At 74.6% G+C, this 24,828-nt stretch carries 18 protein-coding genes and 1 tRNA gene; 13 read left to right on the forward strand and 6 right to left on the reverse strand.

Going from position 1 to position 24,828, the window contains the following annotated elements; translation table 11 throughout:
- The first annotated feature begins 29 nt into the window (after window positions 1–29).
- Window positions 30–1,241 carry a M20 family metallopeptidase gene (locus KUM42_RS17765; RefSeq protein ID WP_237493850.1) on the forward strand — a complete coding sequence of 404 codons (1,212 nt, stop codon included), beginning with the start codon at window positions 30–32 and terminating at the stop codon, window positions 1,239–1,241.
- A gap of 60 nt (window positions 1,242–1,301) precedes the next feature.
- On the opposite strand, the gene aceE is transcribed toward KUM42_RS17765, so the two are convergent.
- Window positions 1,302–4,139 carry a pyruvate dehydrogenase (acetyl-transferring), homodimeric type gene (aceE, locus tag KUM42_RS17770; protein ID WP_237493851.1) on the reverse strand — a complete coding sequence of 946 codons (2,838 nt, stop codon included), beginning with the start codon at window positions 4,137–4,139 and terminating at the stop codon, window positions 1,302–1,304.
- Window positions 4,140–4,510: 371 nt separating this feature from the next.
- Between aceE and KUM42_RS17775 the strand changes: the two genes are divergently transcribed.
- The 4 genes from KUM42_RS17775 (at window position 4,511) to KUM42_RS20450 (ending at window position 8,357) form a co-directional block, all read left to right on the forward strand.
- The gene (locus tag KUM42_RS17775) at window positions 4,511–4,936 is read left to right on the forward strand and encodes a DUF3052 domain-containing protein (protein WP_237493852.1); all 426 of its coding nucleotides are present in this window, start codon (window positions 4,511–4,513) and stop codon (window positions 4,934–4,936) included.
- Between the two features lie 125 nt (window positions 4,937–5,061).
- Window positions 5,062–5,529, forward strand: a complete 468-nt coding sequence (locus tag KUM42_RS17780; protein WP_237493853.1) for a peroxiredoxin — start codon at window positions 5,062–5,064, stop codon at window positions 5,527–5,529.
- 37 nt (window positions 5,530–5,566) lie between these two features.
- Window positions 5,567–5,638: transfer RNA gene (locus tag KUM42_RS17785), tRNA-Val, on the forward strand.
- 67 nt (window positions 5,639–5,705) lie between these two features.
- Window positions 5,706–8,357 carry a putative bifunctional diguanylate cyclase/phosphodiesterase gene (locus KUM42_RS20450; protein WP_370629319.1) on the forward strand — a complete coding sequence of 884 codons (2,652 nt, stop codon included), beginning with the start codon at window positions 5,706–5,708 and terminating at the stop codon, window positions 8,355–8,357.
- 35 nt (window positions 8,358–8,392) lie between these two features.
- Here the strand turns inward: KUM42_RS20450 and KUM42_RS17805 are convergent, their stop codons facing one another.
- The 3 genes from KUM42_RS17805 to KUM42_RS17815 form a co-directional block, all read right to left on the reverse strand.
- The gene (locus KUM42_RS17805) at window positions 8,393–9,067 is read right to left on the reverse strand and encodes an SPFH domain-containing protein (protein ID WP_237493854.1); all 675 of its coding nucleotides are present in this window, start codon (window positions 9,065–9,067) and stop codon (window positions 8,393–8,395) included.
- Window positions 9,068–9,347: 280 nt separating this feature from the next.
- Window positions 9,348–10,391 carry a DUF695 domain-containing protein gene (locus KUM42_RS17810; RefSeq protein ID WP_237493855.1) on the reverse strand — a complete coding sequence of 348 codons (1,044 nt, stop codon included), beginning with the start codon at window positions 10,389–10,391 and terminating at the stop codon, window positions 9,348–9,350.
- Between the two features lie 56 nt (window positions 10,392–10,447).
- The gene (locus KUM42_RS17815; protein ID WP_237493856.1) at window positions 10,448–10,681 is read right to left on the reverse strand and encodes a hypothetical protein; all 234 of its coding nucleotides are present in this window, start codon (window positions 10,679–10,681) and stop codon (window positions 10,448–10,450) included.
- A gap of 98 nt (window positions 10,682–10,779) precedes the next feature.
- Between KUM42_RS17815 and KUM42_RS17820 the strand changes: the two genes are divergently transcribed.
- The gene (locus KUM42_RS17820) at window positions 10,780–11,175 is read left to right on the forward strand and encodes a rhodanese-like domain-containing protein (RefSeq protein ID WP_237493857.1); all 396 of its coding nucleotides are present in this window, start codon (window positions 10,780–10,782) and stop codon (window positions 11,173–11,175) included.
- Between the two features lie 4 nt (window positions 11,176–11,179).
- Here KUM42_RS17820 and KUM42_RS17825 read toward each other — a convergent pair whose 3' ends face one another.
- Window positions 11,180–13,138 carry an FUSC family protein gene (locus KUM42_RS17825; RefSeq protein WP_237493858.1) on the reverse strand — a complete coding sequence of 653 codons (1,959 nt, stop codon included), beginning with the start codon at window positions 13,136–13,138 and terminating at the stop codon, window positions 11,180–11,182.
- 86 nt (window positions 13,139–13,224) lie between these two features.
- On the opposite strand from KUM42_RS17825, the gene KUM42_RS17830 reads away from it, so the two are divergent.
- Both KUM42_RS17830 and KUM42_RS17835 read left to right on the forward strand, forming a co-directional pair.
- The gene (locus tag KUM42_RS17830; RefSeq protein ID WP_237493859.1) at window positions 13,225–16,950 is read left to right on the forward strand and encodes an ABC transporter ATP-binding protein; all 3,726 of its coding nucleotides are present in this window, start codon (window positions 13,225–13,227) and stop codon (window positions 16,948–16,950) included.
- Between the two features lie 178 nt (window positions 16,951–17,128).
- Window positions 17,129–17,623, forward strand: a complete 495-nt coding sequence (locus KUM42_RS17835) for a GNAT family N-acetyltransferase (RefSeq protein ID WP_237493860.1) — start codon at window positions 17,129–17,131, stop codon at window positions 17,621–17,623.
- Here the strand turns inward: KUM42_RS17835 and KUM42_RS17840 are convergent.
- The gene (locus tag KUM42_RS17840; protein WP_237493861.1) at window positions 17,616–19,151 is read right to left on the reverse strand and encodes an MFS transporter; all 1,536 of its coding nucleotides are present in this window, start codon (window positions 19,149–19,151) and stop codon (window positions 17,616–17,618) included. The genes KUM42_RS17835 and KUM42_RS17840 overlap by 8 nt on opposite strands.
- 103 nt (window positions 19,152–19,254) lie before the next feature.
- Here KUM42_RS17840 and KUM42_RS17845 point away from each other — a divergent pair, with 103 nt between their 5' ends.
- The 5 genes from KUM42_RS17845 (at window position 19,255) to KUM42_RS17865 (ending at window position 24,817) form a co-directional block, all read left to right on the forward strand.
- Window positions 19,255–20,376, forward strand: coding sequence for a major royal jelly family protein (locus tag KUM42_RS17845; RefSeq protein WP_237493862.1), 1,122 nt, complete (start codon window positions 19,255–19,257; stop codon window positions 20,374–20,376).
- Window positions 20,377–20,796: 420 nt separating this feature from the next.
- Complete coding sequence (locus tag KUM42_RS17850; RefSeq protein ID WP_237493863.1) at window positions 20,797–21,084, forward strand: DUF3311 domain-containing protein; 288 nt, start codon at window positions 20,797–20,799, stop codon at window positions 21,082–21,084.
- Between the two features lie 3 nt (window positions 21,085–21,087).
- On the forward strand, window positions 21,088–22,734 hold the full coding sequence (gene mctP / locus KUM42_RS17855) for a monocarboxylate uptake permease MctP (protein ID WP_237493864.1): 1,647 nt from the start codon (window positions 21,088–21,090) through the stop codon (window positions 22,732–22,734).
- 251 nt (window positions 22,735–22,985) lie between these two features.
- On the forward strand, window positions 22,986–23,726 hold the full coding sequence (locus KUM42_RS17860; RefSeq protein ID WP_237493865.1) for a zinc ribbon domain-containing protein: 741 nt from the start codon (window positions 22,986–22,988) through the stop codon (window positions 23,724–23,726).
- Window positions 23,723–24,817: a bifunctional RNase H/acid phosphatase gene (locus KUM42_RS17865; RefSeq protein ID WP_237493866.1), complete on the forward strand. Its 1,095-nt coding sequence runs from the start codon at window positions 23,723–23,725 to the stop codon at window positions 24,815–24,817. Before KUM42_RS17860 ends, KUM42_RS17865 begins: the two co-directional genes overlap by 4 nt.
- The last annotated feature ends 11 nt before the right edge of the window (window positions 24,818–24,828 follow it).

Raw genomic sequence — 24,828 nt, forward strand, 5'->3', positions numbered from 1 at the left:
GTCGTGAGCGTTGCTACAGACTGTGCGGCATGCCTGCCGATGCATCCGTAGCCGCTGACCTGCTCGCCGCCGCCCGCGCCGACGCCGACCGCACCGTCGAGCTCCGCCGCGCCCTGCACCGCACCCCGGAGATCGGGCTGCAGCTGCCGCGCACCCAGGCGCTGGTCGTCGAGGCGCTGGCCGACCTGCCGATCGAGGTGACCACCGGCACGAGCACCACGTCGGTGGTCGGCGTCCTGCGCGGCGGTCGCCCCGGCCCCACCTACCTGCTGCGCGGGGACATGGACGCCCTGCCCGTGGCCGAGGACACCGGCCTGGACTTCGCCTCCGAGAACCCCGGCGTCATGCACGCCTGCGGCCACGACACCCACGTGGCGATGCTCGTCGGGGCGGCCCGGCTGCTGTCCGAGCGCCGGGAGTCCCTCGCCGGGCAGGTCGTGTTCATGTTCCAGCCGGGGGAGGAGGGCCACCACGGCGCCCGGTTCATGCTCGACGAGGGGCTGCTGGACGTCGTCCCGGAGGCCCCGGTCAGCGGTGCGTTCGCGCTGCACATCTCCGCGGCGTTCCCCACCGGCACGATCAACGTGCGGCCCGGCTCGATGATGGCCTCGGCCGACCAGTTCACGATCACCGTGCACGGCCGCGGGGGGCACGCCTCGACCCCGCACATGGCCGCCGACCCGGTGCCGGTGGCCGCCGAGATCATCCTGGCGCTGCAGATGATGGTCACCCGCCGCGTCGACGTCTTCGACCCCGCCGTCGTCACCGTCGGGCACCTGGAGGCCGGGCGGACGGACAACATCATCCCGGAGACCGCGCTGGTGCACGGCACGATCCGCACCCTGTCGCCCGAGCGCCGGGCGGACGTGCTGGCCTCGGTGCAGCGGGTGGGGGAGCACGTCGCCGCGGCTCACGAGCTGCGCGGGGAGTTCGTGCACGTCGAGGGCTACCCGGTGACCGTCAACGACGCCGAGGTCGCCGCCCAGGTGACCGAGGCCGCCGCCGTCCTGCTGGGCGCGGAGGCCAGTGCGGTGATGGCGCAGCCGCTGATGGGCGCCGAGGACTTCTCCTACGTGCTCGAGCAGGTGCCGGGCGCCATGGCCTTCCTCGGCGCGCGGCTGCCCGAGCTCGACCCGGCCACCGCGCCGGGCAACCACTCGAACCTGGTCGTGTTCGACGAGTCGGCGCTCCCCGCCGGCGTCGCGATGTACGCCCTCATGGCGGTCCAGGCGCTGTCCTGAACGTGCTGATGGAGTCCCAGCGCTCGGTTTTTGATGCGCTGGGACTCCATCAGGGGACTGCTACGCCTCGGGCTGCTGCTCGGGGGTGGTGCTGGTGTCCTCCGGGGCGGCCTGGACGTCGCCGATCCGGTACTTGTCTACGGCCTGCCGGACGACGTCGCGCTCGATCTCGCCGCGGTTGGCCAGCGAGGCCAGCGTGCGGACGACGATCGACTCGGCGTCGACCCGGAAGTGCCGCCGCAGCGCCGGGCGGGTGTCGGACAGGCCGAACCCGTCGGTGCCCAGCGACGTCATCCCGTTCGGCATGAACGGCGCCAGCAGGTCCGGCACCGCCTTCATCCAGTCCGAGACCGCGACGACCGGCCCGGGGGCGTCGGCCAGCTGGGCGGTGACATAGGGGACCTTCGGCTCCTCGGCCGGGTTGAGCAGGTTCCACTCCTCGGCGGCCAGGGCCTCGCGGCGCAGCTCGTTCCACGAGGTCACCGACCACACGTCCGCCGAGACGCCCCAGTCCTCGGCCAGCAGCTCCTGCGCCCGCAGCGCCCACGGCACCGCGACACCGGAGGCCAGCACCTGCGCCTTGGTGCCCGTGGCCCCGCCCTCGTCGGCAGAGCCCTCCACAGCCGGGCCCTCGGCGTAGCGGTACATGCCGGCCAGCAGGCCGGTCACGTCCAGGTCCGCGGGCTCGGCCGGCTGCACGTAGGGCTCGTTGTAGATCGTCAGGTAGTACATGACGTTCGGGTCGCGGTCGCCGCCCAGCGGCGCGCCCGGGTCCTCGCCGTACATCCGGCGGAGGGCGTCCTTGACGATGTGCCCGACCTCGTAGGAGAACGCGGGGTCGTAGGACACGACGGCGGGGTTGGTCTCGGCCAGCAGCAGCGAGTGGCCGTCCTCGTGCTGCAGGCCCTCACCGTTCAGCGTCGTCCGGCCGGCGGTGGCGCCGAGCAGGAAGCCGCGGGTCATCTGGTCGGCGGCCGCCCAGAACTCGTCGGCGGTGCGCTGGAACCCGAACATCGAGTAGAAGATGTAGATCGGGATCATGGCCTCGCCGTGCGTGGCGTACGAGGTGCCCGCGGCGATGAACGACGCCGACGAGCCGGCCTCGTTGATGCCCTCGTGCAGGATCTGCCCGGTCGTGGACTCCTTGTAGGCCAGCATCAGCTCGCGGTCGACCGAGGTGTAGTTCTGGCCGTGCGGGTTGTAGATCTTCTTCGTCGGGAAGAGCGAGTCCAGCCCGAAGGTGCGGGCCTCGTCGGGGATCACCGGTACGAAGCGCGGGCCGAGCTCGGGGTCCTTGATGAGCTCCTTGAGCAGCCGGACGAACGCCATGGTGGTGGCGACCTCCTGCTTGCCCGACCCGCGGCGCACGACCTCGAAGGCCTTGTCGTCGGGGGCCTTGAGCTGCGCGGCGGTGTGCCGGCGGCGGGGGATCGACCCACCGAGGGCCTGACGCCGCTCGAGCATGTACTGCATCTCGTCGGAGTCGGCGGCGGGCTTGTAGTAGGGCGGCAGGGTCTTGTCCAGCGCCTCGTCCGGGATCGGCAGGTGCAGCCGGTCGCGGAAGTTGGCCAGGTCCTCGGCCGTCAGCTTCTTCATCTGGTGCGTGGAGTTGCGGCCCTCGAAGTGGCTGCCCAGCGTCCAGCCCTTGATGGTCTTGGCGAGGATGACCGTGGGCTGGCCCTTGTGCTCCATCGCGGCCTTGTAGGCGGCGTAGACCTTGCGGTAGTCGTGGCCACCGCGCTGCAGGTCCCAGACCTCCTTGTCGCTCATGCCCTCGACCAGCTTGCGGGTGCGTGGGTCACGACCGAAGAAGTGCTCGCGGACGTAGGCGCCGTCCTCGGCCTTGTAGGTCTGGTAGTCGCCGTCGGGCGTGGAGTTCATCAGGTTCACCAGCGCGCCGTCGCGGTCGGCGGCCAGCAGCTTGTCCCAGCCGCGGCCCCAGACGACCTTGATGACGTTCCAGCCGGCGCCGCGGAAGATCGACTCCAGCTCCTGGATGACCTTGCCGTTGCCGCGGACCGGGCCGTCGAGGCGCTGCAGGTTGCAGTTGACGACGAAGGTGAGGTTGTCCAGCTCCTCGCGGGCGGCCAGCCCGATGGGGCCGATCGACTCGACCTCGTCCATCTCGCCGTCACCCAGGAACGCCCAGACGTGCTGGTCGGAGGTGTCGGCGATGCCGCGGTCGTGCAGGTAGCGGTTGAACCGCGCCTGGTAGATCGCGTTCATCGGGCCCAGGCCCATGGAGACCGTGGGGAACTCCCAGAAGTCGGGCATCAGCCGCGGGTGCGGGTAGGACGAGAGCCCGCCGCCGGAGTGGCTGACCTCCTGGCGGAAGCCGTCGAGCTGGTGCTCGTCGAGCCGGCCCTCGAGGTAGCCGCGGGCGTAGATGCCGGGGGAGGAGTGCCCCTGGAAGTAGATCTGGTCGCCGCCGCCGGGGTGGTCCTTGCCGCGGAAGAAGTGGTTGAAGCCCACCTCGTACAGCGACGCCGACGAGGCGTAGGAGGAGATGTGGCCGCCGACGGAGATCCCCGGCCGCTGGGCGCGGTGGACCATGATCGCGGCGTTCCACCGGATGTAGGCGCGGATCCGGCGCTCGACGTCCTCGTCGCCGGGGAACCACGGCTCCTGCTCCGGGGCGATCGTGTTGATGTAGTCGGTGCTCCGCAGCGCGGGGACGCCGACCTGCTGCTCGCGGCTGCGCTCCAGCATGCGGAGCATCAGGTAGCGGGCGCGGTTGCGGCCGGCGTTGTCGACGACCGCGTCGAGGGACTCCAGCCACTCCTGGGTCTCGTCCGGGTCGGTGTCGGGGAGCTGGCTCGGCCGCCCGTCGGTGATGACCGCGCGGGGGCTGCCGGTGATGCGGGCGGGGTCTCCGTCCGACTGCTGCGTGGCACTCATGTGCCCATCGTCTCCTGCCGGGGCGGCGCACGTCACGTTGCCTCGCGATCGGGCCCCTGCGGATGTCCCCGGAGACCCCTCCGACGGCCTTCGGGACCCCGCCGCCGGCCCCCGTGACCCCTGCGGTCGTGCGCAGACCTTGCGCCGTGCCGCCGATGCCCTACGCTCCGCTGCAACGGTGGCCCGGTGAGGTCCGCCCGCGACGCCCGGCAGCCGCCGGGCAGAGCCGGGAAGGGTCCCGGCCGGGCACGTCGGTCCGGGACAGGGCACCATCCCTGCAGGACACCCGCCCGGCGCACACGCGACGGGCACCGCACGAAGCTGAAGCCCGGAGCAGACCGGGCAGTCGAGCACATGGAGGAACAGCAGGGATGAGCGTCGACTCGGGGAGCACCAGCATGGCTGCCCGGCTGGGGATCAAGCCGGGCATGGTCGTGCAGGAGCTCGGCTGGGACGAGGACGTCGACGAGGACCTGCGCGACTCCGTCGTCGAGCTCTCCGGCGGGGACATGGTCGACGAGGACTCCGACGAGGTGGCCGACGCCGTCCTGCTGTGGTGGCGCGAGGACGACGGCGACCTGATCGACGCCCTCGTGGACGCCATCGCCTCCCTCGCCGAGGACGGCGTGGTGTGGCTGCTGGTCCCGAAGTCCGGGCGGCCCGGCCACGTCGAGCCCGGTGACGTCACCGAGGCCGCCCCCACCGCCGGACTGCAGCAGACCTCCAGCATCTCCGCGGCCAAGGACTGGTCGGGCATCCGGCTGGTCACGCCGAAGGCCGCCCGCACCCGTCGCTGATCCGAAGACCCCGTCGCCCCCCGCCACTCGCTCCGCTCGTGACGGGCCCCTGCGACGGGGCCGACGGCGCGGGCCCCTGCGAGGGGGCCGTTCCAGGCCGTCACCGGGTGCGGCACGATGAGGGCATGAGCCTCTCCGTCGGTGACGTCGCGCCCGAGTTCAGCCTCCCCGACCAGGACAAGCAGGTCGTGTCGCTGGCCGACCTGCGGGGCCGGCCGGTGCTCGTGGTGTTCTACCCGTTCGCCTTCTCCGGCATCTGCACCGGTGAGCTGTGCCAGCTGCGCGACGAGCTGGGCTCCTACACCGAGGCCGGCGTCCAGGTGGTCGCGATCTCCACCGACCCGACCTTCAGCCTCAAGGCCTTCCGCGAGAAGGAGGGCTTCGAGTTCCCGCTGCTGTCGGACTTCTGGCCGCACGGCGACACCGCCCGCGCCTACGACGTGTTCAACGACAAGGCCGGCATGGCCCTGCGCGGCACCTTCCTCGTCGACGCCGAGGGGGCGATCGCCTTCGCCGAGGTCAACCAGCCCGGTGACGCCCGTGCGCAGTCCGGCTGGAAGGACGCCGTCGCCGGCCTGTCCGCCGCGGCCTGAGGAAGGACCCCCTCGTAGGGCCCTGCGAGGGGGCCGGGGGCGCGTAGCTCAGCGGTAGAGCGCTCGCCTTACAAGCGAGTGGTCGGGGGTTCGAGACCCTCCGCGCCCACCCCCTGACGCCTCACCCCTCCGGGTGGGGCGCTCAACACCGAGGTGTCGCAGGCCGATGGGAGGGCATGCGACTCCGATCCACGACCCGCCCGGCGGGCCGGGGCACCCCCCTGTGGGCACACCTCTCGGCCCTGGTGCTCGTCCCGACGATCGGCGTCGCCGCGCTCACCACCGTCCTCGTGCAGGGCGCCGTGACCGAGGCGGCGACCGCGACCGGTGCGGAGTCCGCGGTGCGCGCCGTCGCGCAGCTGGACGCCGCCCGCAGCAGCGTCGAGCACGAGATCATCCCGGTGCTGTCCATCGCCGTCCTGCGCGACCCCGGCGCGGTGGCCCTCACCGGGCTCCCGTCCTTCCTCGTCGCGGCGCAGCTGGCCGACGCCGAGAAGGGGCTCGCGCAGGCGCAGCAGGTCACCGACGGTGCGCTCGCCTCCCTGCCCGCCGGGTCCGTGGGTGCCGAGGTCGCCGAGCGCGCCACCGCGCAGCTCGCCGCCGTGCGGGCCGGCTCGGCCGGCCAGCAGGCCTCCCCGCAGGACACCTACACGCAGTACCTGGCCGTCTCCGACATGCTCATGGCCGCCCAGCGGGACGCGGCGTCGGCGGCCGGCGGGGAGGAGGTCTCCGCCGAGACCAACCTCGCCACGCACGACGTGGAGCTCGTCGCCCGGCTGGCCCGCACGGCGAGCCGCGCGATCCCGCTGTTCCTCAGCACCCAGACCACCCTCTCCGGCACCGACGGTCCCGCCCTGGACTGGCGCGCCGCCTGGCGCACCTACACCGACGCGCGCAGCCAGATGGACGAGCTCGCGCAGCCGGCGCTGCAGGCCGCCTGGGACGGCGTCCGGACGTCGGACGCGCTGACCTCGGTCGACGACGTCCTGGCCGCGCAGGCCGACGACGTGACGGCCGCCCCGATCTCGATCCTGCAGGTGGCCGCACTGGTCAGCCACACCAACGACCGGGACGCCGCCCTGACCGGGCTGCTGCAGACCGCGGTCGACGGTGCCCAGGCCGCCGCGGCCGCCGACCACGAGGCCGCCGACGACCGCCGCGACCGGACGCTGCTCGCCGCGCTGGGCGTGCTGTTCGCCGCGACGCTCGGCGCCGCCCTCACCGGCCGCAGCATCTCCCGCTCCCTCCGCGTGCTCGCCGGGCAGGCCGACCAGGTCAGCCGCGGTGAGCTGGTGGAGGTCGAGGGCGGTGGGCCGCGCGAAGTGCGCACCGTCTCGACCGCGCTCGGCTCGGCCGTCGCCAGCCTGCGCCGCATCCAGGCACAGGCCGCTGCCGTCGCCGAGGGCGACCTCACCAGCCCCGTCCTCGAGCAGCCGCTCCCCGGCCCGCTCGGTGAGGTCGTGCACGCCTCGGTCCAGCAGATCGTGGAGTCGGTGCGCGAGCGCGAGCGCCTGCAGTTCGCCCTGACCCACCAGGCCACCCACGACCCGCTGACCGGCCTGTCCAACCGGGCCCAGGCGCGGGTGCTGGTCGACTCGGCGCTGCACCGTGCCCAGCGGTCCGGGGTGATGACCGGCCTGCTGTTCGTCGACCTCGACGGCTTCAAGGGCGTCAACGACGGCTTCGGGCACGCCCACGGGGATGCCGTCCTGCAGGAGGTGGCCCGCCGGCTGCTCGCCACCGTGCGCTCTGGGGACGTCGTCTGCCGGCTCGGCGGTGACGAGTTCGTCGTCCTGGTCGAGCAGGTTGCCGAGGAGCGCGACCTGGTCGAGCTGGCCGAGCGGATCGTCGCGGTCGCGGCCAGGCCCATCGACGTCGGCGCCGACCAGATGTGGATCGGGGCCAGCGTCGGGGTGGCGATCGCCCGCGACGCCGGCACCGACGCCGACGTCCTCTTCGCCGAGGCCGACGCCGCGGCCTACCGGGCCAAGGGCCACGGCCGCGGCCGGGCCGAGGTGTTCGACGACGCGCTGCGCGCCGAGCTGACCGCCCGGGCCGAGCTGGAGGCCGCCATCACCGCCGGCATCCGGGGTGGGGAGATGCAGCTGCACTACCAGCCCGTGCTCGACGTCGCGTCGGGCCGGCTGACCGGCTACGAGGCACTGATCCGCTGGAACCGGCCCGGCCACGGGATGGTGCCGCCGGACTCCTTCATCCCGGCCGCCGAGGCCACCCGGCTGATCTGCGAGCTGGACCGGTGGGTGCTGCACGAGGCCACCCGGCAGCTGGCGCAGTGGCGCGCGGAGGACCCGACCGCCGCCGACCGGACGCTCGCGGTGAACATCTCCGGCCGGCACCTCGCCGAGCCCGGCGTCGTCGACGACGTGCTGGCCGCGCTGGCCGCCTCCGGCTTCCCGGCCGAGCTGCTCATCGTCGAGGTGACCGAGACCGTGCTGGTCGACGACCCCGCGGCCATCGACAACCTGGCCGCGCTGCGGGCGCACGGGGTCGGCATCGCCATCGACGACTTCGGCACCGGCTTCACCTCGATCGGGCAGCTGCGCTCGATGCCGGTGGACACCCTGAAGATCGACCGCAGCTTCATCGCCTCCACCGAGCCGGGCAACCGGGAGCTGGTGGCGCTGATCATCCGCGCGGCGCACACCTTCGGGCTGACCGTGGTCGCCGAGGGCGTGGAGGAGGTCGACCAGCTGGAGCTGCTGCGCGCCGACGCCTGCGACCTGGTGCAGGGCTACCTGCTGTCCCGCCCGCTGCCGGCGGCCTCCGTCACCTCCTTCCGCGACGGGGCGCACGCCCCCGTCGCCTGACCCGGACGGCGACGTCGCAGGACGCCGCCGTCCGGTCACCCCGCCGGGTGGACGACGTCGGTGCCGGGCCCCGTGGTCAGGACGACGGTGGCCCCACCGGCCTCGACCGCCTGCAGGGTGCGCAGCTGCAGCAGCCCCGGCTGCTCGGCGACCATCCGCGCCGCGTTGGCCAGGGCCCGGGTCGCGGCGACCTCCGACCTGGCCCGCTCCAGCGCCGCCAGCCCCTCGGCCCGGGCGGTGGCGACGCCGGCCGCGGCCCGCCGCAGCTCCGCCGGGACCATCACGTCCCGCACCGCGACGTCCTCGACCGTGACGCCGACCGCCTCCGCGCGCTGGGCGACCGCCTCCCGCAGGACGCCGGGCAGCGCCTCGCGGGCGGTGAGCAGCTCGTCGAGGGTGCGGCCGGCGACCGCCTCGCGGAGCGCGACCTGGAGCGCGGCGTAGACGAAGCCGTCGGCGTCCTCGACGGCCTCGTGCCACTGCCGCGGGTCGGCGGTGCGGCAGGTCGCCAGCAGGCTCACCTTGACCGTGAGCCCGTCGGCGGTGAGCACCTCCTGGCTCGCGACGGTGAGCAGGCGCGGCCGGACGGCGACCCGCACGAACCGGTGCCGCCGCCGGGCGCGCCGGTGCCGGCCGGGCTCGAGCACCTCGACGAAGCGGCCGTCCCGGTAGCCCAGGACCCGCTCCCACTGCTCGACGACGATCCGCACGGTGCTCTCTCCTCCTGCTCGCTCGGGTGCCTGCCGGGGGACCGGCCGGCGCGCGGTCGGGCACGGGACGGGGGACACCGGGGTGTCGCAGACCGACCGCGCCCGGACGACCGCGCGCCGGACGGCCTGGGGAGGTGAACCCGGACGTTCCAGAGACGTCTGCCCTGACATGGCATGCCCGGAGCCGACACGCAGGACCTGCGACGGCGATGCCGTCGCCGCTGCTGACCCCGGGCGAGGAGGGACGTTAGGCTGCCACCACCGACCTGGCCAGCGGTTTTCAGCCCCGCAGGTGCCGCACCGCGCGCCAGCCGGGGTCGGTCTCGACGGTGGTGCGGGGGCGTCCCTGCGGCCAGCCCGCCGCCAGCTGCTCCACCCGGTCGGCGGCGTCGGTGGTGGCGTCGACGTAGACGTGCAGGGTGCGCACCCCGCCGCTGGTCTCGTGGGCCACCAGCCGCCCGGCGGAGCCGAGCCGGGCGCCCAGGTCGTCCTCCACCTCCCGCAGCGGCTCCAGCGAGGCCGGTCCGGGGAGCCCGGCGTCGGTGAGGTCGGTGTAGGGCAGCTCGACCCGCACGTGCCGGTCCAGGTGCGGTGCGGTCGTGGCGCGTAGCGGCTGCCGGGCGACGGCGAGCACCGGCTGGCCGTCGGCGGTGGTGGCCTCCAGCAGGGCCCAGCTGTCCGCACCGACGTCGGCGGCCAGCTCCTGCACGGCGGTCCGCAGCGCGGCCAGGTCGCCCACCTGCACGTCGTCCTGCGGGGCCGGTGGGTCCACCAGCGCGTCGATGGCACCCACCCACGTCTCGACGGCCGTCTCGCCGAGCGCGTGGTCGAGCAGCAGGAAGGTCAGCTCGCCCCGGGTGCCCTCCGGCAGCGCGGCGAGGGCGGGGTGGTGCAGGGCGACGTCCAGCTCGGGCGCCCGGCCGGTGCGGGTCCACACCGCGACGACGTCGGCGGCGTCGACCGTGCGTCCCTCGACCGACAGCCCCCAGTCCAGCGCCTGCTCCACGGGGCGCGAGTCGGCGTACTCCCACACCGCGTCGGGAGCCGGTGCGGCCAGCAGCCACCGCCGGGCGACGGAGCGCAGCCCGGGGTCACCGGCCGCGGTGACGACCAGGACGTGCTCGCTGTCCACGCCCGGGCCCAGCTCCCAGGACAGGTTCCGGTGCACGCCCTCGACGGCCGGCCCCAGCACGTCGGCGAGCGACTCGGCCTGCCCGGCGGCGATGGCCCCGGCGCAGCGAGCCGCGCCGTCGGTGGCCCACCAGGACCAGAAGCCGGCGATGCCGGCGGCGGGGTCGGCGGGACGGCGGCGGAAGAGGCCCATGGGCACCCATCCTGCCGGTGCGGCGCTCCCGCGTGCGGCCGCCGCGTCCGAATCGGTCAGACGCCCGGCCGGTGGGTGGACCGGCCGTCGCCGCCGGGCACGGAGTTGCTCAGGTCCGGCAGGTGGCCCTGCAGCACGCCCGAGGGGTCGTTGCCGGCCCGGTCCACCGCGTGGCTGGAGGAGGTGCCGGTGTTGGCGTCGGGGGCGGCGTCGCACCCGGCGAGCGCCGCGGTCCCGGCGAGGACCGCCAGCGCCGTGACGAGGGTGACGACAGGTCGGCGGGGGAGCATGCCCCGATCGTGGGCCGCCGGTCTGGGAACGGACGGGGAGGCGCCTGGGAGTCCGGTCCGGGTGGTGCCGTCGCGGCGCGCTCGGGCAGGCTGCGGCCATGGGCATCGAGGACGTGCTGGCCGCCAGCCGGGAGGGCGTGCACCGGCTGACGCCGCAGGAGCTGGGCGCCGCCGTGGCCCGCGGCGCGCTGGTCGTGGACACCCGCACCGAGTCCCACCGCCGGGTGCAGGGGGAGTTCCCCGGCGCGCTGGTCATCGACCGCACGGTGCTGGAGTGGCGGCTGGACCCGACCTGCCCGTGGCACGTACCGGAGGCCACCGGGCCCGACCTGGAGGTGGTCGTGGTCTGCCGGCACGGCTACAGCTCCAGCCTGGCCGCGGCCTCGCTGCGGGCCATCGGGCTGGCCCGGGCGACCGACCTGGCCGGCGGCGTCGAGGCGTGGACCGCGGCCGGGTACCCGATGAGCGCGGGCCCGGCCGACGTGCGGGAGTGAGCGCTCAGTCGTCGGCGCCGCGGACGCCGGACCGCCGTCCGGGCGTGGTCTCCCGCACCAGCCTCCGGGCCGCGTCGACCTCGCGGGCCACCGGTGCCAGCACGCCGGTGGCGTCGATCTCGGCGTCGTCGGGCACCCGGTGGTCGCGCAGGTCGGCCTCCAGCTCGCGCACCGCCTTGCGCAGCACGGCTACCTGGCCGGGCTCAGGAGCCGGCTCGCCCGAGCGCATCGCGATCACCGCCTCGGTGACGGCGTCGGAGGTGCGTTCCAGCTGCACGATCACCGGCCACCAGGCCGCCGCCCGGGTGCTGATCGGTGGCGGCTCGGCCAGCCGGCGCTGCAGCTGCGTCTGCAGCTCGGTCAGCGCCCGGTAGCTGGCCCGCCGGGCGCGGCGGGTGTCCTCGGGGCTCTCGTTGAAGGCGGCGTCGACGAACCGGTCCAGGGCCAGGGCCGCGGCACGCAGCGCGTCGTCCAGCGGGGCCCGCCAGGTCTGCGGCCACAGCAGGTAGCCGAAGACCAGCACGATGCCGCAGCCGATGAGCGTGTCGACCAGCCGGGTGCCCACCAGCTGCGCGCCGCTGGGGGTGGCCAGGTCCAGCAGCAGGATGATCAGCGGGGTCTGGAACACCGAGAACAGCCCGAAGTTGCCGTTGCGCGCCCACGGCAGCGCGCCGGCGGCCAGCGCCAGGGGCACCAGCACCCAGGCGTCGCGGGAGACGACGAGCAGCAGCAGCGAGCCGATCAGCACCCCGAGCAGCGTGCCGGCGCCGCGCTGCACCGCCCGGGTGAACACCGAGCCGTAGTCGGGCTTGAGCACGATCGCCACCGTCAGCACGACCCAGTAGGGCCGGTCGATCGGCAGCAGCTGGCGGGCGATCTCGGCCACCGTCATGCAGAGGGTGAGCCGGACGACGAAGGCGCGGGAGTCGGCGTTGCCCACCGTGCGGTCGGCGAGGTCGTGCAGCCGCACCCGCCGGTCCAGCCGCGGCCGCACGACGGCGGCCGAGGCGCGCTCCTCGGGGTCGCCGACGACGTCCCAGACCAGCCGCAGGCCGTGCCGGACGGCGCGCTGCTGAGCCGGGGCGTCCTCCACCCGGGGCGGGCGCTCGCCGAGCAGCGGGCGGCGGTCGGTGACCGCCGCGGCCAGTGCCCGTGCGGCCCCGACGTCGCGGGAGTCGGCGGGCACCCGGGCCCGGGCGCTGGCCACCGCGCCCTCGACCAGCGGGGCGGCGGCGTTGAGCACCCCGGCCAGCCCGGCCAGCTCGCGGTTGCGCCCGGCCGAGCGGCTGCGGGCGTGGATGACCCGGTCGTAGCCGTCGTTGAGCGCCAGGGTGAGGGCGCGGCGGGCCTCCTCGGTCGCCTCGGTGCCGATGGCCTCCAGCAGGTCCGCGACCCGGGCGAACACCGTGCCGACGGCCTCCCGGTCGGGGTCCAGCGGCTCGGTGCGTGCCTGCACCACCACCGCCAGCGCACCCAGCGCCGCCCCGGCCAGGAACCACCCGACCTCGGCGGACGCCGGCAGGGGGGTGTTGAGCCCGGAGGAGACCGCGGCGTAGACGAGCAGCTGCAGCGCCCCGAGGGAGTACGCGGCGCTCACCGAGCTGAGCAGCGCCGCGAGGGCGGCGACCAGCGCCATCAGCACGACCGGCACCCAGCCGCCCCCGGTCAGCGCCTGCCCGACGACCAGCCCGCCCCCGCCCAGCAGCGAGGCCGCCGCCACCCGCCGCAGCCGGACCCGCAGCGGCCCGGACTGCGGGGCCAGGGTCGCGGCCAGCGAGCCCATCGTGGCGAACACCCCGGCGCCCAGCGCCGAGCCGTCGATCCCGCCGACGGCCAGCGCCGCGGCCAGCGGGGCGGGGACGACGAGGGCGAAGCGGACGACGTCGCGCCAGGGCACCGGGGGCGAGCTGGTGCGCACCAGCTCCTCCAGCCAGGCCGGTGCGTGCAACCCCCTGTCCGCCACGCCGCCACCCTGCCACCCCGTCGGCGGCGCGGCCGGCAGGGGAGTCGCACACTGGACGTCGTGCCGTTCACCCCCTCTCCTGCCGCGTGAGCGCCACCACGACCGCTGGAACTGCCGAGCCCGGCTGGCTGCGGCGGCTCGTCGGCTACTGCCTGCGCCACCGCGGCGACCTGGTCGGTGCCTTCGCCGCCGCCCTCGTCGGCTCGGTGATCGCCGCGATCGCGCCGCTGCTGACCCGCGCCGTCGTCGACCGGGTCGTGGCCGGTGCCACCTCGGGCACCGCGGTCGACGTCACGCCCTTCGTCGTCGCGCTGGTGCTGGCCGGGCTGCTGCGCTTCGGCGCCGGCTTCGTGCGCCGGTACCTGGCCGGGCGGCTGTCGCTGGACGTGCAGTACGACCTGCGCAACGACGTCCACGCCGCGCTGGCCCGCCTCGACGGCCCCGGGCAGGACCGGCTGCAGACCGGGCAGGCGGTCAGCCGTTCGATCAGCGACATCACCCTGGTCCAGGGGCTGCTGGCCTTCCTGCCCAACCTGACCGGCAACGCGCTGCTGTTCGTCGTCTCCCTGGGCGTGATGGCCTGGCTCTCACCGCTGCTGACCCTGGTCGCCCTCGCCGTCGGCCCGGCGCTGTGGTGGGTCGGGCTGCGCTCGCGGCGGGACCTCTTCCCGGCCAACTGGGCCGCCCAGCAGCAGGCCGGTGAGGTCGCCGGTGACGTCGAGGCCGCGGTCACCGGCGTCCGGGTGGTCAAGGGCTTCGGTCAGGAGGACCGCGAGCTCGACCGGATCGACGCCGGCGCCCGCACGCTGTACGGCGCCCGGATGCGTGTCGTGCGGTTCACCGCCCGCTACAACCCGCTGCTGCAGGCCGTGCCCGCGCTGGGCCAGGTGGGCGTGCTGGCCCTCGGTGGCTGGCTCGCGCTGCGCGGGTCGATCAGCCTCGGCACGTTCCTGGCCTTCGCCACCTACCTGGCCGCCCTCGTGTCGCCGGTGCGCCAGCTCGCCGCCCTGCTCACCATCGGCCCGCAGGCCCGCTCCGGGGTCGAGCGGGTGCTGGAGGTCATCGACGCCCGGCCGACCCTGCTGTCCGGCCCGACGCCGCTGCCGGCCGGGCCGCTCACCGTCGAGCTGGACGACGTCACCTTCGGCTACACGCCCGACCGGCCGGTGCTCTCCGGCGTCTCGCTGCGGGTCGAGCCGGGGGAGACCCTCGCGCTGGTCGGCTCCTCGGGGTCGGGCAAGTCCAGCGTCGTGTCGCTGCTGCCCCGGTTCTACGACGTCTCTGCCGGCGCGCTGCGCGTCGGCGGGGTCGACGTCCGGGACGCGGACACCGGGTCGCTGCGCGCGGCGCTCGGCGTCGTCTTCGAGGACAGCTTCCTGTTCTCGGACTCGGTGCGGGCCAACATCGCCTTCGGCCGTCCCGACGCCTCCGACGAGGACGTGCGCGCCGCGGCCCGTGCCGCGCAGGCCGACGGGTTCATCAGCGAGCTGCCCGACGGCTACGACACCGTCGTCGGCGAGCAGGGCCTGACCCTGTCCGGCGGCCAGCGGCAGCGGGTCGCACTGGCCCGCGCGCTGCTCACCGACCCCCGCGTGCTGGTGCTCGACGACGCGACCTCCGCCGTCGACGCCGCCGTGGAGGCGCGCATCCACACCGCGCTGCGCACCGCCGTCCGCGGCCGGACGACGCTGCTCGTGGCGCACCGCCGCTCGACGCTGGCGCTGGCCGACCGGGTCGCCGTCCTCGACGGCGGCCGGGTCGTCGACGTCGGGACGGCGGCGGAGCTGGAGGCGCGCTCGCCGCTGTTCCGGCTGCTGCTGTCCGGCGCCGGCGACGTGCCCGAGCTCGACGCGGCCCCGGTCGGTGGCGTCACCGCCGCGGCCTGGCCCGACCCGGCGCCGGTCGCCGCGGACGCCGGCCCGCTGCGGGAGGCGGCCGGGTCGATCGGCGGCCGCGGTTCGGCGATGGCGGCCGCCGCGCCGACCGCCTCGCTGCGGGCGCTGGTGGCGCAGCTGCCCCCGGCCGACGACCAGCCCGAGGTGCCCGCCGCCCGGGCGCGCGCCGCCGACACCGACTTCACGCTGTGGCGGCTGATCCGGCCGTTCCGGTGGGCCCTGGCCGCGGCGCTGGTGCTGGTCGCCGCGGACACCGCGGCGCAGCTGGCCATCCCCGCGCTGGTGCGCGAGGGCGTGGACAACGGCATCGCCGCCCGCTCGACGTCCCTGCTGCTCACGGTCGCCGGCCTAGCACTGGCCGTCGTGCTGGTCGACTTCGCCGTCGCCCGCGGGGCGGCCTGGCTGACCGGGCGCACCGGGGAGCGGCTGCTGTACACGCTGCGGGTCAAGACGTTCGCCCAGCTCCAGCGGCTGGGGCTGGACTACTACGAGCGCGAGCTCGGCGGCCGCATCATGACCCGGATGACGACGGACGTCGACGCGCTGTCGGCGTTCCTGCAGACCGGCCTGACCACCGCGGTGATCAGCGTGCTCACCCTGGTCGGGGTGCTGGTCGCGCTGTTCCTCTTCGACGCCGAGCTGGCCCTGGTGCTGCTGGCGACGCTGCCGGTGCTGGTGGTCACCACCGTCTGGTTCCGGTCGCGCTCGGTGCCGGCCTACACCGAGGCGCGCGAGCGGGTCAGCGCGGTCAACGGCCGGCTGCAGGAGGACGTCGCCGGCATCCGGGTGACGCAGGCGTTCGAGCGCACCGAGCACTCCACCGAGGTGTTCCGCGGCTACGCCAAGGCCTACCGCGACGTGCGGTTGCGGGCCCAGCGCTACATCGCGACCTACTTCCCGTTCGTGGAGTTCTTGTCGGAGGTGGCGGCGGCCGCGGTGCTCGCGGTCGGGGCGTCCCGGCTGGCCGACGGCGACATCACCGCGGGTGTTCTGATCGCCTTCGTGCTCTACGTCGACACGTTCTTCGCCCCCGTGCAGCAGCTGTCGCAGGTGTTCGACAGCTACCAGCAGGCCTCGGTGGGACTGCGCCGGCTGCGCGACCTGCTGCGGCTGCCCACCTCCACGCCCGCCGCTGCCCACGCCCGCCCGGTGGGCCGGCTGCGCGGGGAGGTGCAGCTGACCGACGTCACGTTCGCCTACACCGGCGCGCCCGCCCCCGCGCTGCACGACGTCTCGCTGACCGTCGCGCCGGGGGAGACGCTGGCGCTGGTGGGGGAGACCGGTGCCGGCAAGTCGACGGTGGTGAAGCTGGTCGCCCGCTTCTACGACCCGACGTCAGGTGCCGTGTGCGTCGACGGCGCCGACCTGCGCTCGCTGGACCTGCTCGAGTACCGCGGCCGGCTCGGCGTCGTCCCGCAGGAGGCGTTCCTGTTCTCCGGTTCGGTGCGTGACGCGATCGCCTACGGCCGGCCCGACGCCACCGACGCCGAGGTGGAGGCCGCGGCCCGCGCGGTGGGCGCGCACGAGATGGTCGCCGGGCTGCCGCAGGGCTACCGGACGCGGGTGGGGGAGCGCGGCCGTTCGCTGTCGGCCGGTCAGCGGCAGCTGCTCGCGCTGGCCCGGGCCGAGCTGGTCGACCCCGACATCCTGCTGCTGGACGAGGCGACCGCGTCGCTGGACCTGGCCAGCGAGGCCGCCGTCACCCGGGCCGCCGACGCCGTGGCCCACCGCCGCACGACGCTGGTCGTCGCCCACCGGCTCACCACCGCCGCCCGCGCCGACCGGGTCGCGGTGATGGACGGCGGCCGGGTGGTCGAGGTCGGCACCCACACCGACCTGCTCACCCGCGGCGGCGCCTACGCCACCCTCTGGGCCGCCTACACCGAGGACGAGGACGCCGACCCGCTGATGGACTGAACAAGGGCCCCGCTGCTCCCCACCGCTCGCACGCTCGCGGCGGGACCCTGCAGCGGGGCCGGGGGCCGAGTGGGCAGTTGCGGCCGTTCGTCGCGGCGCGTCCGCCCGTGTCGACGACCGCAACTGCCCACTGGACGGTCAGCGGGACCCCGGTCGCGCGGTGTGCCACCGTGCCGGCATGTCGACAGACCGCCACGTCGTGCGCACCGCCGACGCGCACGACCTCGTCCAGCTGCCCGCCGTCGAGGCCGCCGCCGACGAGCTGTTCGTGCCGCTGGGCATCACGGACCTGCCGGCGCCGGCGAGCGCGGAGGAGCGGGCGCGGTCCTGGCGGGTGCTGGTGGTCGGGCAGTCGGTGCAGGGCTTCGCCGTCCTCGAGCTGCTCGACGGCGCGGTGCACCTGGAGCAGCTGTCGGTGCACCCCGTGTACAGCCGCCGGGGCATCGGCGGTGCGCTGCTGGCGGCAGGCGTCGAGGCGGCCCGCGCGCACGGCGCCGACCGCATCACGCTGCTCACCTACGCCGACGTCCCGTGGAACGCGCCGTTCTACGCCCGGCACGGCTGGCAGGTCACCGAGCCGACCCCGGCGCTGCAGGCCCTGCGCCGGCGGGAGGCCGAGCTGGGCCTGGACCGGCACGGCGCACGGGTCGCCATGGTGCGCCGGGTCAGTTGACCCCGCGCGCGGCCGGCCGGACGTCCTCGGGGTCGAAGGCCACGGCCCCGGTGAGCGCGGCGTCGGTGTCCTCCTCGACGGCCAGCTCCTGGTCGGCGTCCAGCACCGGAGCCGGCCCGGGCTCCCGCCGGGAGCCGAGGACGACGCTGACCACGGCGGTGAGCAGGCACAGCGCGATCGCGACGACCGCGCCCACGGTGTAGCCCCGCGGGGTCGGCAACGGCGAGGGCGCGATGGTGTGCGCGGTGAGGATGGTGGCGCTGAGCGCGCTGCCGATGGAGAAGCCGACCGTGCGCAGCACCTGGTTGAGCGCCAGCGCGCTGCTGGTCGCCGTGCCCGGGACCGCACGCACGATCAGCCGGGGGAGCACGGAGAACGAGCTGCCGATGGCCAGGCCGGCGAGGGCCATCACCACCAGGATCTCCCAGAGGTGGCTGCGGCTGGTCGCGAAGACCAACAGCGCCGCGGCGAACAGCAGGGCACCCAGCGGCAGCATCCGGGTCGCGTCGACCCAGCGGCTCAGCCAGGTCACCAGCCGGCTGGCGCCGAAGCTGGCCGCCGACATCGGCAGCAGCACCAGCCCGCTGACGACCACCGAGGCGCCGAGGCCCGAGGCGGACTCCGGCGTCTGCACGAACCGGATGACCATCGACATAAGCATGTACATGCCGACGCCGGCCAGGGCGCCGGTCACGTTGGCGGTGAGCACGGTGCGGTGCCGCATCAGCCGCAGGTCGACCAGCGGGTGGGTGGTGCGCAGCTCGTGCCAGGTGCACGCCGCGAGGAACACCAGCGCGGCGACCGCCGTCCCCACCAGTCGCGGGGAGGCCCAGCCCCATGTCTCGCCCTCGCTGATCGTCAGCACCAGCCCGCCCACGCCGAGCCCGAGCAGGACCGCACCCAGGCCGTCGAAGGGCTCGCGCCCGCGGTCGGAGCTGCCGGGCACGACCAGCGCCACGGCGAGGACGGCGCCGGCGCCGAGCACCGCGGCCAGCCAGAAGGCGGCGTGGAAGTCCAGGTGCTCGGCGATCAGGCCGGTGATCGGGTAGCCCAGCCCCACGCCCACGACGGCGGTCACGGACAGGGTGGCCAGCGTCCGGCGAGCCTGCTCGGCCGGCAGGTGGTCGCGGGCCACGCTCATCGCCAGCGGCAGCAGGGCCAGCCCCGTGCCCTGACCGGCCCGGCCGAGCAGCAGCAGGGCGAAGGGTCCCGGCAGGGCGGCCAGCACGCTGCCGGCGACGACCACGGCCAGCACGGTCAGCAGCACGGTCCGGCGCCACGGGCCGTCGCCCAGCCGGCCGATCACCGGCGCGGCCAGCGCGCCCACCAGCAGGGTCACCGTGAGGGTCCACTGGGCGCTGCCGAGGGAGACGCCGTAGTCGGTGGCGATCGTCGGGACCAGGGGAGAGCCCAGGCTGCTGACGACCGCGACGAGCAGTCCGACGTAGACGAGCACCGGCGGCAGCAGCCGGGTGCGGCGGGAGGCCGGGCGTGCGGCGGTGGCCGGTTCGGCGAGGACGGTGCTCATCCGGCGGGCTCCTGGCGAGGACGGTGGTTGGTCGCTGCAACTGTATGCCCTCGCCGGGTGCGACGAGGTTGCATCCGGCGGTCCGCTGGGCAGGACCGCCTGCATGACCGACAGCACAGCTGACGCGCAGACCGACCGCCCCTACGGCGAGCTGGAGGTGGTGCACGCCTTCACGTCCGGCCCGATGCCGACCGGCGTCTCGGTCTCGCACACCGGCCGCGTGTTCGTGAACTTCCCCAAGTGGGGTGACGACGTCGAGTTCACCGTCGCCGAGATCCGCGACGGGCAGGCCGTCGCCTACCCCGACCAGGCCACCAACTCGCCCAGCGGGGACGACGACGAGAGCGCGTTCGTCAGCGTGCAGAGCATCGTGGTCGACCCCGCGGACCGGCTGTGGGTGCTCGACACCGGCTCCCCGCTGTTCCAGCCCACGAAGCCCGGCGGCCCCAAGCTGGTCTGCATCGACCTGACCACCGACACGGTGGTCCAGACCATCGTCTTCCCGCGCGAGACGGCGCTGGAGACCACCTACCTCAACGACGTCCGGTTCGACCTGTCCCGCGGGGAGGCCGGCATCGCCTACATCACCGACTCCGCGGACTCCGGTGAGAACGGGATCATCGTCGTCGACCTGGCCACCGGGGACTCCTGGCGCCGGCTGCGCGACCACCCCTCGACCAAGGCGCAGGTGCCGCCGGACCTGCTGCTGATGGTCGAGGGCCGGCCCTTCCTCACCAAGGAGAGCCCGGACGCCGAGCCGCAGCCGGTGGCCATGGGCTCCGACGGCATCGCGATCTCCGCCGACGGCGCCCGGCTCTGGTACTGCCCGCTGGCCGCCCGGCACTGGTACAGCGTCTCGACCGACGCCCTGGTCGACCGCAGCCTGGACGACGACGCGGTCGCGGCCACCGTCGTCGACGAGGGCGACAAGGGCAGCGCCGGCGACGGCCTGGAGACCGACGACGCCGGCAACCTCTACGCCACCGCCGGCGAGCAGAACGCGATCGTCGTCCGCCGTCCCGACGGCGCGATCGAGACCGTCGTGCACGACGAGCGGCTGCTGTGGCCCGACACCATGTCGGTGGCCGCCGACGGGCACCTCTACGTGACGGCCAACCAGCTGCACCGGCAGGCCCGGTACGCCGGCGGCGTCGACGAGCGCCGCTACCCCTACCTGCTGCTCCGGACGCCGATCGAGGCCGGACCGGTGCGCCTCACCCGCTGACCCCACCGACGACGGCCCCGGACCACCACGGTCCGGGGCCGTCGGCGTGCCCGGGGCCGGTGCGCCGCCGGGTCGGGAGGAAGTGGCAGGATCGCCTTCCGCGAGCGGCCACGACGCCGTTCGCACGCCAGGTCCGCACCGGGCGCCGGAGACCCCGAGCAGCCCGTGCGACCTCGCCGCCCGCCGGCCGCCACCCCGTGCGCGCGCAGCTCCGTGGCCCCCGGTCGGCACGTCCGCGTACCGGTCCGGACACGACGCGCTGCCGGCGCGGACGGACGCCCGCAGGGTCGCCTGTGACGTGGCACACTCCCCGTCCCGGTCGGGCCCGCGCCGGCCCCAGCGGCAGCCACCCGTCGACCCAGCAGGCCGAGCGTGCTCGGCCGACCGAGCCCGGAGGTCCCCTCCGGGGAGGAGGACACCGTGTCCACCCCCGAGTCGCCCGCGGCCGCGCCGCCGCGGCGCAGCGACCGCAGCCCGTGGAACTGGCTGCTGATCGTGCCCGTCGTGGTGCCGCTGCTCGTGCCGCTGTACAACCACCGCGACCCCGAGCTGTTCGGCTGGCCGTTCTTCTACTGGGTGCAGCTGGTGTTCGTCGCCCTCGGCGTCGTCACCACCGGGCTCGTCTACCGGATGACCCGCCGCAGCAAGGCCGACCAGGCCGTCTCCGCCCGCGCGGCGGACCGCCCGGCGCGCGACGGGGGGCGCTGAACCATGGAGGTCAACACCGTCGAGGTCGCCGTCTTCGTCGTCTTCTTCCTGCTGGTCACCGTGATGGGCTTCCTGGCCTCGCGCTGGCGGCGCGGCGACACCCTCATGCACCTGGACGAGTGGGGGCTGGGCGGGCGGAGCTTCGGCTCCTGGATCACCTGGTTCCTCATCGGCGGGGACATCTACACCGCCTACACGTTCGTCGCCGTCCCGGCGCTGGTGTTCGGGGCGGGGGCGGCCGGGTTCTTCGCCGTCCCGTACACGATCGTCGTCTACCCGCTGATCTTCCTGGTGATCATCCGGCTGTGGTCGGTGAGCCACGTGCGCGGCTTCGTGACCCCGGCGGACTTCGTCCGCTCCCGCTTCGACTCCCCGACGATGGCCCTGCTGGTCGCCATCACCGGCATCGTCGCGACGATGCCCTACATCGCCCTGCAGCTGGTCGGCATCGAGGCCGTGCTGAAGACGATGGGCGTCACTGGGCAGTGGCCGATCCTGGCCGCGTTCCTGATCCTGGCCATCTACACGTACAACTCCGGCCTGCGGGCGCCGGCGCTGATCGCGTTCGTCAAGGACATCCTCATCTACCTGACGATCATCGTGGCGATCATCGTCATCCCCTCGAAGCTCGGCGGCTGGGACGCGATCTTCGGTGCCGCCGACGCCAAGTTCACCGCGGCGAAGAGCGGTGGGGTGCTGCTGGCACCGGCCGGTCAGCTGCAGTACGCGACCCTGGCGCTGGGCTCGGCGCTGGCGCTCTTCCTGTACCCGCACTCCATCACCGGGGCGCTGGCGGCCAAGAACCGTGACGTGCTCAAGCGGAACATGAGCGCGCTGCCGGTCTACAGCCTGGCGCTGGGGTTCATCGCCCTGCTGGGCTTCATGGCCATCGCGGCCGGGACGACGCCGGTCGGCACCGACGCGAACACGATCGTGCCCCGGCTGTTCCAGGACATGTTCCCCAGCTGGTTCGCCGGCATCGCCTTCGCCGCGGTGGGCATCGGTGCGCTGGTGCCGGCCGCGATCATGTCGATCGCCGCGGCCAACCTGTTCACCCGCAACATCTACAAGGAGTACCTGAAGAAGGACGCCACCCCGCAGAACGAGGCCAAGGTCGCCAAGATCGCCTCGCTGGTGGTGAAGCTCGGCGCGGTCGCGGCGATCCTGCTCATCGACCCGCAGTTCTCCATCGACCTGCAGCTGATCGGCGGCGTGATCATCCTGCAGACGCTGCCGTCGGTGGCGATCGGGCTCTACACCCGCTGGCTGCACCGCGGTGCGCTCATCGCCGGCTGGGTGGCCGGCATGGCCGCCGGCATGCTGATGCTCTACAACGTCCCGCGCGTGGGCCCCGGTGGTGTCGTGGTCCGCGAGCACTGGGGCGGGTCGGCGTTCGGCCTCGGCAAGCTCGGGTTCGACACGAAGGTCACCGTCTACGCCGGGTTCCTCGCGCTCCTGGTGAACCTGGTCGTCACGGTGGTCGGCACGATCGTGCTGCGGGCGATGAAGGTCGACGACGGCGTCGACGGCACCTCCCCGTCGGACTACACCGCCGAGCGGGAGGACCCCAGCGTCCGCGACCTGCCCGACCCGCTGTCCGACGAGCCGCTGGCCGGCCCGCCGCCGGGGGCCTCGGCACCCCGGCGCTGAACCACCCGGCCCGGTCCGCACCCGCGGGCCGGGCCGGGTACGTCCGGCGTGGTGGGTCCGGCCACCTCGCCGACCGTCCGGCCGTGGTGCGCCGCGGCCGGACGGTCGGCCAGGTGGCCAGACCCCGCGCCGGACGGGATGACGGCAGGACATGGTCCGGGGGACGGCGCCGCGCGGGTGATCGAGGGACCCCCCTGCCCTCCGCCCTGCGTGTGGTCCTCAGCCGGTCCGCGCGCGGGTAGGTTGGCCCCGTGCAGGCTGACCACTTCGACCAGCAGAAGCTGCTGGCCCTCGCCGCGGAGGACGTCGCGCTCGCGCAGCTCACCCACCGCGAGCGGACCCTTCCCGAGCTCGCCGCCGTCCAGGCCGCCGTCGACGCCCAGCGGACCCTGTCCGACGACGTCGTCCGGGCCCAGACCGTCGTCCGGGACCTCGACCGTGAGCAGAAGCGGCTGGAGGGCGACGTCGACACCGTGCGGCAGCGCGCCGCCCGCGACCAGGAGCGGATCGACTCCGGCGGGGCCACCCCGAAGGAGATCACCAACCTGCAGCACGAGCTGGAGTCGCTGGGGCGCCGTCAGGGCGACCTGGAGGACCAGGTGCTCGAGCTGATGGAGCGCCGCGAGGCCGCTGACGCCACGCTCGCCACCGCGCAGGCCGGTCTCGCCGGCGCGCAGGGCGACCAGGAGCGCGCCGAGCAGGCCCGCGACGCGGCACTGGCCGTCATCGCCGAGGGCGTCACCCAGCACCGGGCGAAGCGCGACGAGATCGCCGGCACGGTCCCGGCCGACCTGCTCAAGGTCTACGACCGGGTCGCCGCCCAGACCGGCAGCACCGGCGCCGCCGAGCTGAAGGCCCGCCGCTGCCAGGGCTGCCGGATCGAGTTCTACGGCACCGAGCTGGCGTCCTACCGCAACGCCGACCCGCACACCGTGCTGCGCTGCGAGAACTGCAACCGGATCCTGGTGCGCACCGCCGAGTCCGGGCTGTGAGCCGCCGGCTCGTCATCGAGGCCGACGGCGGGTCGCGCGGCAACCCCGGGCCGGCCGGTTACGGCGCGCTGGTGCGGGACGCCGACACCGGCCGGGTCCTGGCCGAGCGGGCGGAGTCGGTGGGCCGGGCGACCAACAACGTCGCCGAGTACGGCGGCCTGGTCGCCGGGCTGCAGGCCGTGCTCGACCTCGACCCGACCGCCGACGTCGAGGTCCGGATGGACTCCAAGCTCGTCGTGGAGCAGATGTCGGGCCGCTGGCAGATCAAGCACCCGGACATGAAGAAGCTGGCCGTCACCGCCCGCGACATCGCCAGGCAGCTGGGGTCGGTGCGCTACACGTGGGTGCCGCGCGCCCAGAACGGCGCCGCGGACGCGCTGGCCAACTCGGCCATGGACGGGAAGCCGGTGCGCCGCGACCTGGCCACCGAGCCGGTCGTGGTCGAGGACGACCTGCAGCCGGTCACCGAGCCGGCCCCCGTGGTCACCACGGTCACCCACCTGCTGCGGCACGGGCGCACCGAGCACACCCCCGAGCGCCGGTTCTCCGGCAGCAGCGACCTGCCGCTGTCCGACGGGGGCCGGGCCGACGCCGCCGCGGCCGCCCGGCACCTGGCCGGCCGGGGCATCGACGTCATCGTCTGCTCCCCGCTGCAGCGCACCCGGCAGACCGCCGAGGCCGCCGCCGAGGTGCTCGGCGTCCCGGTCGAGGTCGACGGCGACCTGCGCGAGCTGGACTTCGGCGCCTGGGAGGGCCTGACCGCCGACGAGGCGCAGTCGACGAGCCCGCTGGCCTTCCGGCGTTGGTCCGGGGCGCTCGACGTGCGTCCGCCCAGCGGCGAGTCGGTCACCGACGTCTCCACCCGCGTCGCCCGGGCCCGCGCCCGCGTGCTCGAGCGGCACGCCGGCAAGACCGTGCTCGTGGTCAGCCACATGATGCCGATCAAGCTGCTGCTGGCCGCCGGGCTCGGGGTCGGTGACGACGTCGTCCACCGGGTGTTCCTGGAGGCGGCGTCGCTGTCGACGGTCACCTGGTCCTCCGACGGCCGCACCAGCGTCCGGCTGGTCAACGACACCAGCCACCTCGGCTGAGCCCACCGCCT

This window comes from Modestobacter sp. L9-4 (assembly GCF_019112525.1).
GTDB lineage: Bacteria > Actinomycetota > Actinomycetes > Mycobacteriales > Geodermatophilaceae > Modestobacter.

Excerpts from the sequence above, each read along its gene's own strand:
- KUM42_RS17845 (WP_237493862.1), top strand. The coding sequence starts at position 19,255 with ATGACCGACAGCACAGCTGACGCGCAGACCGACCGCCCCTACGGCGAG.
- KUM42_RS17820 (WP_237493857.1), top strand. The coding sequence starts at position 10,780 with ATGGGCATCGAGGACGTGCTGGCCGCCAGCCGGGAGGGCGTGCACCGG.
- KUM42_RS20450 (WP_370629319.1), top strand. The coding sequence starts at position 5,706 with ATGCGACTCCGATCCACGACCCGCCCGGCGGGCCGGGGCACCCCCCTG.
- aceE (WP_237493851.1), bottom strand. The coding sequence starts at position 4,139 with ATGAGTGCCACGCAGCAGTCGGACGGAGACCCCGCCCGCATCACCGGC.
- KUM42_RS17810 (WP_237493855.1), bottom strand. The coding sequence starts at position 10,391 with ATGGGCCTCTTCCGCCGCCGTCCCGCCGACCCCGCCGCCGGCATCGCC.
- KUM42_RS17780 (WP_237493853.1), top strand. The coding sequence starts at position 5,062 with ATGAGCCTCTCCGTCGGTGACGTCGCGCCCGAGTTCAGCCTCCCCGAC.
- mctP (WP_237493864.1), top strand. The coding sequence starts at position 21,088 with ATGGAGGTCAACACCGTCGAGGTCGCCGTCTTCGTCGTCTTCTTCCTG.
- KUM42_RS17765 (WP_237493850.1), top strand. The coding sequence starts at position 30 with ATGCCTGCCGATGCATCCGTAGCCGCTGACCTGCTCGCCGCCGCCCGC.
- KUM42_RS17815 (WP_237493856.1), bottom strand. The coding sequence starts at position 10,681 with ATGCTCCCCCGCCGACCTGTCGTCACCCTCGTCACGGCGCTGGCGGTC.
- KUM42_RS17775 (WP_237493852.1), top strand. The coding sequence starts at position 4,511 with ATGAGCGTCGACTCGGGGAGCACCAGCATGGCTGCCCGGCTGGGGATC.
- KUM42_RS17840 (WP_237493861.1), bottom strand. The coding sequence starts at position 19,151 with ATGAGCACCGTCCTCGCCGAACCGGCCACCGCCGCACGCCCGGCCTCC.
- KUM42_RS17835 (WP_237493860.1), top strand. The coding sequence starts at position 17,129 with ATGTCGACAGACCGCCACGTCGTGCGCACCGCCGACGCGCACGACCTC.